Origin of the sequence: Staphylococcus nepalensis, from assembly GCF_014635045.1 — a bacterium.
In the GTDB taxonomy this organism is placed as follows: Bacteria; Bacillota; Bacilli; order Staphylococcales; family Staphylococcaceae; genus Staphylococcus; species Staphylococcus nepalensis.
Window position 1 is genome coordinate 1 of record NZ_BMCF01000016.1, and the last position, 8,486, is coordinate 8,486.

Here is an 8,486-nt window from a genome sequence, read left to right on the forward strand (position 1 = left end):
ATAATAATTTGCGTAATCGTGCCTTACTAACTTCACGACTTTATGCTTCTACAATCAAAAAAGAGATTAAGCAACCTACGGTTGCCTAATCTCAAAAATTGTATCAGTCCTCTTTGACAAAGAGCCAATAGATTAAAAAACGTTATGTAAAAAAAGATCACATTAACTCATGTAAAATGAATTAATGTGATCTTTTGAGTTAGAGCTGTCGCTCTAACACAATATGGGTAACTTACTATTTCAATTCGTTAGCGGCTTTCACAGTCGTTGGTAAAGTATGCATGACTTCTAATCTTGATTTAGTTTTCTTTATGTTTACCCCTAATGATGATAATAGTTTAACTACATTTTGAATCTTTTCGTTATCCTTACTCATATCATCACCCCTAACTTCTAGCTTCTACTATATCTTACCCCATTTATTTATGAATTACTACACATTATTGAAAATTTCTTTATATTTATTAAAAAATTCTTTCTTTTATTACTTAACTTATATAAATTTCATAATCAATTATTTTTAATATTAAACATAAATTGAGTATTGCACAAAAACCAAAAGAAATGTCGTGAATGTGTGTTTTACCTTCAAAATGATCCCCGTTTTAAAATTAGAAAAAATATAATTATAACTATACAAACGAAGATATTCATTTTAATGAAGCATAAAGTCACAAATAATTGCATAATAACAATTGCTTAGTATAAAATTTCAAAACCTAAATCATATATTTCTTTTTCTAAATTATTTAAATTTGCAGGTGTTTTAAAATCAATAAGTACTCGCTTATAATCTTTATCAACTGAAACATTGTATACACCTATAAGTTGCGCCAAATGACTTTCAATTTGAATTTTGTTTGCTTCATTTTCTATGTTTTTTATATAAATCGCTTGTGAATTCATGATACTCACCTTATCTAATCTTTCATCAATTTTTGAAAAGTAACTAACAGTTCATCCATAGCCTCTTGCTGCTCGCCCTGATTGACCTTGTCCATGATACAACTCTTCATATGATGATCTAATAGTTTTGTTGCAACGCTATTTAAAGCAGATCTTGTTGCTCTAATTTGTGTGAGTACATCATCACAGTATACATCTTCATCTATCATGCGGTTGATTGCTTTTACTTGGCCTTCGATACGATTTAATCTAGACTTTAAATTGGATTTAGTTTGTTCAGAATGGTGTGCTTTTTGCGTTTCTGTCATGATTTAACGCCTCCTTCTTATTCAATTATATATTATACCCCTCCTGGGTATTAGTCAAGTGATAAAACCAGCATTCCATGTTACAATGATAAGGCATTTACCAATTATTAAATAATTGAATAGCCAATCGGGAGGTTTAATATGATAGATATCTTCGCTATAATGTATAACCATACAAACGTCATTATTAACGTCATTCTTATTGGAGCATTTATATTAAACCTGATCTTTGCATTTACAATCATTTTTATGGAAAGACGCTCTGCAGGTTCTGTTTGGGCATGGATATTAGTTTTAGGTCTCATACCTATATTAGGCTTTGTCGTTTATCTATTATTCGGTCGTCAAATACAAAGAGAACATATTTTTAGTTTAGATGTAGAAGATAAAGTTGGCATAGAGATGATTGTAAATGAACAACTAGAAGCCTTGAAAAACGATGATTTTTCTAAAGGCAATCATCAAATAGTGAAATTTAAAGATATGGTTCAAATGTTACTTTATAATAATGCAGCTTTCTTAACAACTGATAATGACCTAACAATTTTTGTAGATGGTAAAGAAAAATTTGATTCACTTATTGATGATATATATAACGCAAAAGATTATATACATATCCAATACTATATTTTTCGTAATGATAAATTAGGCAAACGTATCTTAACTGCATTAGAACATAAACTTGATGAAGGTGTCGAAGTTAAAATGCTCTATGATGATATGGGGTCTAGAGCTTTATCAATCAAAGATTTTAAAAATTTCAGAAAAAAAGGCGGCCTTGTAGAAGCATTCTTTCCTTCAAAATTACCACTGATTAATTTAAGAATGAATAATAGAAATCATAGAAAAATCGTTGTCATAGATGGGCATATTGGTTATATAGGTGGATTTAATGTCGGAGATGAATATTTAGGGCTAAAGAAAAAATTTGGATACTGGCGTGATACTCACCTTCGTATTGTTGGAGATGCAGTTAACGCTTTACAATTACGCTTTATGCTTGATTGGAACTCACAATCTACGCGTGATAATTTAAAATATGAAGAACGCTATTTCCCAGATGTGGATTCAGGAGGCACAACGGGTGTTCAAATCGCTTCAAGCGGGCCTGATGAAACTTGGGAACAAATAAAATATGGTTATCTAAAAATGATTGCGTCTGCAAAGCACTCAATTTTTATTCAATCTCCTTATTTTATACCAGATCAGGCATTTCTTGATGCTATCAAAATCGCGGCATTAGGTGGTGTAAATGTTAATGTTATGATACCAAACAAACCTGATCATCCGTTTGTTTATTGGGCAACATATAACAATGTAGCTTCTTTATTAGATGCAGGCGTGAATATTTTTCATTATAATAATGGATTCTTACATTCTAAAACATTAGTCATTGATGATGAAGTGGCCAGTGTAGGAACTACAAATATGGACCACCGTAGTTTTACATTAAATTTTGAAATAAATGCATTTATTTACGATCCTTATATTGCAAAGGAACTTAGATTGGCATTTGAAAAAGATTTAAATGTGTCGTACAGGCTCACCAAACCGTTATATGAGCAAAGGAGTCTATGGGTTAAATTTAAAGAAGGTGTTTCCAGGCTATTATCTCCCATCTTATAAAGTAAAGGATACTGTAGTGTCAAACCTTCCTTAAATTATGTAAGATATGTCTAATAGACGATTGGAGTAAAAAAGATATTTAGAACAAGGTTTAAACCTACTACGCCTAAACTGATGTAACTATCTTAACATTTGAAGTATTTAAATGTACGCCCTAGCTTTTGTACGCTTTTTCAAGTCATTATTATTAGAGTGGGACAACGCGAAATCATTTTAGAAAAATGTGGTTTCCCCGCTCCTTTTTTAAGTTTCCACGAATTCTTTTGGCTTGTACCAAATAAGTATGATTATCCTATTTTGAAATGGAGGACAATTTAATATGTTTGAACAAGATATACTTAATAAAGCCAACTCATATATGGAAACATTTCATTATGATGATGTTTCTGGCCATGATATTGCCCACGTTAACCGTGTTACAAAATTAGCTGAATACATTGCTTCTAACGAACAAAAAGGACACTTATTGACAATTCAATTAGCAAGTATATTACACGACACAATTGACGAAAAAATTGCAAAACCAAAAGAAGCAAAAGCACGTTTAATAAATTTTTTTGCTGAGTTGAACCTCTCTCAAACATTGCAAGAAAGTATATTACATATCATTGAAAATATGAGTTATAAAAATGGAGCAAATAATAACACTAAATTATCCATTGAAGGCCAAATTGTGCGTGACGCAGATCGATTAGACGCAATGGGAGCTATTGGCATCGCACGTACCTTCCAATTTGCCGGCCATTTTGGTGAACCAATGTGGGTAGAAAATCAGGACCATAATATTATGCAAGAAACCAATCAAAATTATAATGACTGGCCACCTTCTGCCATTAAACATTTTTTTGAAAAATTATTGAAACTTAAAACGTTAATGCATACAAAAACTGCCAAGAACTTAGCTCAACAACGTCACGACTATATGCAAGATTTTGTACAAACGTTTTTTAAAGAGTGGTATTTTAAATACTAAATGATTATTTACTTCGTTATATACTTCTTATAATAGCATGCAAAAAGAGCCCGAAACATAGGCTGTTTCGGGCTCTTTCTTATGATCTGGCATTATGTACCAGGTTCTCTTTATTCAAAATAAGCTGTCATCAGTTATTTCTTTTTAGATTTCTTAGATACCACTTGCGTGTTCTTACCTTTAGGTGCATTGTTAGCATCGTTTTTTTTCATTGCTTCAATCATTGGAGCAACTTCTTTTTTAGCAAGATTTGAGTAGTACATGTTCGCTACTTGCGTTTGTACTATCAAGAATGCCGCACTGACTGACCAATAAAGACCTAATGCAGAAGCTGAACTTAAAGAAATCCAAACAATCATAATAGGTGAGATAATCATCATCATATAACCCATTTGACGTTGTTCATTTGGCATACTCTTACTTGAAACAAAGGCTTGTAAGAAGTATAAAATACCAGCAATAACCGTTATCCAAATATCAGGTTGTGCTAAATTAAACCATAGGAAATTAGGATGTTCAGTAAAGCCACCGCTTGACGGATATTTTAATACAAAGAATAATCCCATGATGATTGGCATCTGAATTAAGATTGGTAAACAACCTAACATACTCTTCATCGGGTTCATATCGTATTTTTTATATACTTCCATCATTTCTTGATTTGCAGCCATTTTTTCTTCTTGCGTTCTTGAACGCTTAACTTTTTCCTGAACTGCATCAATATCCGGTTTTGCAACCTTCATTTTTTCTCGCATCATATGACTATTTTTATAGTTTGATAACATGAAAGGCAATAATACAATACGAATTGCCAGTACAAGTACCACTATTGCTAAACCATAATCATTGTTAAAACTAGTTCCTAACCAATGTATTAATTTATCCATTGGTTCTACAAACGTATTAAAGAAAAATCCATCTCTATTTTCAGGTTTAGAATAGTCACAGCCTGCTAAAAAGACCATTACACCTAATAATAAAGGTAGTAGCGCTTTCTTTTTCATTTTTCCACCTCTAATGATATATTCACATAGAATTTATTTTATCATACTCAAAGGAAAGTAGAAAACAAAAAAAGAAAGTTTTCTTCATTATTCAACAGTTTGTAAAAATTGTTGCACAGTTCCTTTAATGTTTGGGCTTTGGGCTATTGCTGAAATCACTGATATGCCGTCTGCACCGCTATTTATCACTAGTTGTGCATTTTCCGTGTTAATGCCGCCGATTGCAACGATTGGAAAATCTTGAAGTTTCGTTCTCAAATTCTGAATCATTTCAGGCCCAACTGGCGCTTTTGCATCTGATTTAGATCCAGTATTATACATTGGGCCAACACCTATATAATCAACATTCGTTAAATCAGATGATTGATATTCTTCTAAATCACTTATACTAAGCCCTATAATTTTATCTTCAAACTCCTTATCGAATGTTGCTATATTTTCATCTTTTTGACCAACATGGATACCATCTGCATCTATCATTTTCGCTAAGTCAACGTCATCATTTACAATAAATGGCACGTGATAACTTCTACATAGACTCAATAATTTTTCAGCAAGCGTGATCTTTTCACTTCCAGATAAGGAACCTTCGCCTTTTTCTCTAAATTGAAACATCGTTATACCTGATTTCAAAGCTTCGGTAACGACTTCAGTCAATGAAGTCTCATGAGGTATATCTTGACTCCCACATATAAAATATAGCTTCAAATGTTCTTTTGCAAACATGGTTACACCTCTTCTATATTACTGTATTGTTCATACGCTTCAAATGACACTTTATATAATGCATTTAAAAGTTCTACTGCAAATGAACCTGGTCCTCGATTTTGTACACTTTCTTCCGCTTTTTCTGCAGCAATATTATACAGAGAAACAGCTTCTATGAGCGCATCTATCGATGGATGTTCTGAATCAACAAAACTTGCTACCACTGCGCCTAATAAACAACCAGCGCCAGTTATTTTTGCTAATAATGAGGAACCATTAGATAATTTAAATATACGTCCTTTTTGTACAATCACATCATCTTTTCCAGTTAATATAATTGTTGTCTTGAAGTGTTTTTGAGCTTCATTTGCGATTGCCACTGAATCTAAATTTTGGTCACTATCTGTCCCTTTCATTTTTGTATCACTGTTAACCAATGTTAATATTTCAGAGGCATTACCTTTTATGACTGCAACTTTTATTTCTTTTAAAAAGTTTGCACAAAAGTCCTTTCTATATTGTGAAGCGCCTACTGCAACAGGGTCAAATATAATAGGCGTGCCTACTTGGTTTGCAGTCTTTGCAATTTCTAAAATGTCTTTTTCTCTCTCTTTGGTTAACGTTCCAATATTAATCAACAATGCCTTGGCAGCTGTCAACATTTCATGCGCTTCTTCAGGTGCCTCGCTCATTGCTGGACTTGCACCTAAACTTAACAAACCATTTGCAGTAAAGTTTTTAACTACGTCATTTGTATAACATATCACAAGTGGATTGTGTTGCCTCAGGTTTTCTAAATTATTCATCATCTAAACCAACTTCCTTCATATATGCGAAATGATTTACCGGTCCTCTACCTTGTCCAATTTCGGGCGTGTATTTAATACTTAATGAAATAAATTTTTTCGCTTTTCGGACCGCTTCATACATCGATTTCCCTTTAGCTAACTCTGCTGTAATAACCGCTGAAAAAGTACATCCTGTACCGTGCGTGTGCTTTGTTTCATACCTAGGCTCTTCAAAAGTATATACATTGTCTTTTGTAAAAAGATAATCTGTTGCTTTATTCTTATCTTCTGAATGCCCGCCTTTAATCACAACGCCTTTACTACCTATCTCATTAATAAAAATGTTGCCCGCTTGATAAATAGATGATTCATCCTTGATTGATATACCAGTAATTTCTTCCGTTTCTGGCAAATTCGGTGTTGCAACAGTAGCATGAGGTAATAAAATATTTTGCAAATTAGATTTAGCATCATCATCCATAAGTGAATCCCCACTTTTGGCTAACATGACGGGATCAATCACGTATGGGATATCAGAATATTTTTTTAAATATTGCTGTATTAATTCCATCATTTCTTTTGATGCAATCATTCCTGTTTTCAATGCTTGTGGTAACTCGTCATTAAATATGCTTTCTAGTTGTTCTTTTAACCACTGTGTTTCTATATTATGAATATGCTGTACACCTTTTGTATTTTGAGCAACAATACTCGTAATGGCTGCCATACCATATACACCACAAGCATGAAAAGATTTCAAATCTGCCATAACCCCTGCTCCGCCAGTAGGGTCAGTTCCTGCAATCGTTAAAGCGATGCTAGGTTTATTCATATTAATCTCCTCCGTATAACCAATCTTCTTGAATATAAGACATATTAAAGAAATTACATTCGTGTACCGTACTTTGTAAGAAACATGATTTAATTTCATTTTTTTCTTTAATAGACATATTTTCGGTTAACTGGTTCATTAAATTATCAAACACATTTACAAGTGCGTCCATTTCTTTACTATAAAATTCAAACCATCTAGCTAAAATAGAATTTTGATTTAATCCATTATCTTTTAATGCCGCTTTAGCAATCACTTGATAAACATAAGGGCACGGTGCCATAGCTGCAATTGTATATGCTGCATTTTCTTTAGCATAAGCATTGAAATACATATGCTTTATATAATGATCACCACTCGGTGGCCATACTTTTTCTTGTACGATTTCATTATAATTCTCTTGCACATATTCTGCTAATATTTCATGTGCTTCTACTTCTCCTTCAACTATAAACTGTATTTGTTCTACTAAGAACTTAACATCTTCTAATTGGTTCATTTTAGGTATCAATAATGCATAAATATTTGCAAATTCTTTTAAGTAAGATGCATCTGCCCTTAAATAAAATTTGATTGCGTCGCTAGAAAGTGTTCCATGTAACATGTCTTGTATAAAAGGATCTTTATAAATTTTCTTTATAATTGGTTTTGAAGCTTCTTTTAATTCTTGTGAAAATAACACACTTAGCCCTCCTAAATAAAAAAACTACATCCCACGTAGGAATGTAGTTAATTAATACATAGGTCAGCGTTACTTTCCCAAAATATTAATACAATACTACTTTCCTACGTTGGTATTAACCAAATCAGGTTGTAAGGGTCTGAACTATTTCATCTCAGCCTAACGGCTCCCCTAGTAGTCTTATACTTTATAGTTTCTTAAACATAACAAATTAACTCACACATTGCAAATTCAATCAAATATGAAATCGCATATTATTTTTAATAGATTCTATATCTCGATAAGGTTAAGTCATTATTTTTATAGGTAGTTATACATGCGCTGAAGTTCATGAGTAAGAACTGGCGCTTTAGGATTTAGATATAAATATATTGGTATTTTAATCATTGACTGCAAAAAAGAAGAGACTAGGGTATTTTAACCTAGCCTCTTCTTATTACTTAAATAATGTTATTATTTTAAATTATGCAGTTACCCATTGTGAAGCACCAGCTGTGTTGTAAAGATCCATTGCTGCTTGGTCTTGTACTGACTCTGGAGCTTCTGTTGGAGATACACCTTGATATTCTGCAGGTGCTACTGAGTCCCAAGTGCTTTGTAAGAATTGATATTTACCTGCTGCACCTGATGATGGGTTTACAGCTTTAAGATCTCCGCCT

The 8,486-nt window shown here is 32.6% G+C and carries 11 protein-coding genes and 1 riboswitch; of the genes, 2 read left to right on the top strand and 9 right to left on the bottom strand.

The annotated features are described in order from the left end of the window. Window positions 1-235 precede the first annotated feature (235 nt). The 3 genes from IEU88_RS13410 to csoR form a co-directional block, all read right to left on the bottom strand. Entirely contained in the window at window positions 236-376 is a 141-nt protein-coding gene (locus tag IEU88_RS13410) for an Lmo0850 family protein (protein ID WP_002482742.1), read from the bottom strand. A 323-nt stretch (window positions 377-699) separates the two neighbouring features. Further along, window positions 700-906, bottom strand: coding sequence for a putative copper chaperone CsoZ (csoZ, locus tag IEU88_RS13415; RefSeq protein ID WP_096808803.1), 207 nt, complete (start codon window positions 904-906; stop codon window positions 700-702). 14 nt (window positions 907-920) lie between these two features. Continuing rightward, on the bottom strand, window positions 921-1,214 hold the full coding sequence (csoR, locus tag IEU88_RS13420) for a copper-sensing transcriptional repressor CsoR (protein WP_103372588.1): 294 nt from the start codon (window positions 1,212-1,214) through the stop codon (window positions 921-923). Window positions 1,215-1,355: 141 nt separating this feature from the next. Here csoR and cls point away from each other — a divergent pair, with 141 nt between their 5' ends. Next, window positions 1,356-2,840 (top strand): cardiolipin synthase, encoded by a 1,485-nt coding sequence (cls, locus tag IEU88_RS13425; protein WP_103372587.1) that lies wholly within the window; start codon window positions 1,356-1,358, stop codon window positions 2,838-2,840. A gap of 319 nt (window positions 2,841-3,159) precedes the next feature. Beyond that, window positions 3,160-3,813, top strand: coding sequence for an HD domain-containing protein (locus tag IEU88_RS13430; RefSeq protein WP_103372586.1), 654 nt, complete (start codon window positions 3,160-3,162; stop codon window positions 3,811-3,813). Window positions 3,814-3,947: 134 nt separating this feature from the next. On the opposite strand, the gene yidC is transcribed toward IEU88_RS13430, so the two are convergent. The 6 genes from yidC to IEU88_RS13460 form a co-directional block, all read right to left on the bottom strand. Next, entirely contained in the window at window positions 3,948-4,817 is an 870-nt protein-coding gene (gene yidC / locus IEU88_RS13435) for a membrane protein insertase YidC (RefSeq protein WP_103372585.1), read from the bottom strand. A gap of 87 nt (window positions 4,818-4,904) precedes the next feature. After that, window positions 4,905-5,543: a thiamine phosphate synthase gene (gene thiE, locus IEU88_RS13440; protein WP_103372584.1), complete on the bottom strand. Its 639-nt coding sequence runs from the start codon at window positions 5,541-5,543 to the stop codon at window positions 4,905-4,907. 2 nt (window positions 5,544-5,545) lie between these two features. Continuing rightward, on the bottom strand, window positions 5,546-6,331 hold the full coding sequence (gene thiM, locus IEU88_RS13445; protein ID WP_096811203.1) for a hydroxyethylthiazole kinase: 786 nt from the start codon (window positions 6,329-6,331) through the stop codon (window positions 5,546-5,548). Next, a complete protein-coding gene (gene thiD, locus IEU88_RS13450; protein ID WP_096808797.1) occupies window positions 6,324-7,145 on the bottom strand; it encodes a bifunctional hydroxymethylpyrimidine kinase/phosphomethylpyrimidine kinase in 822 nt (273 codons plus the stop codon). Before thiD ends, thiM begins: the two co-directional genes overlap by 8 nt. A 1-nt stretch (window position 7,146) precedes the next feature. Continuing rightward, complete coding sequence (gene tenA / locus IEU88_RS13455) at window positions 7,147-7,827, bottom strand: thiaminase II (protein WP_103372583.1); 681 nt, start codon at window positions 7,825-7,827, stop codon at window positions 7,147-7,149. An 84-nt stretch (window positions 7,828-7,911) separates the two neighbouring features. Continuing rightward, window positions 7,912-8,010: riboswitch (TPP riboswitch) on the bottom strand. 280 nt (window positions 8,011-8,290) lie between these two features. After that, window positions 8,291-8,486, bottom strand: a 196-nt coding sequence (locus tag IEU88_RS13460; protein ID WP_188350425.1) for a transglycosylase family protein, incomplete at its 5' end; no start/stop codon positions are given.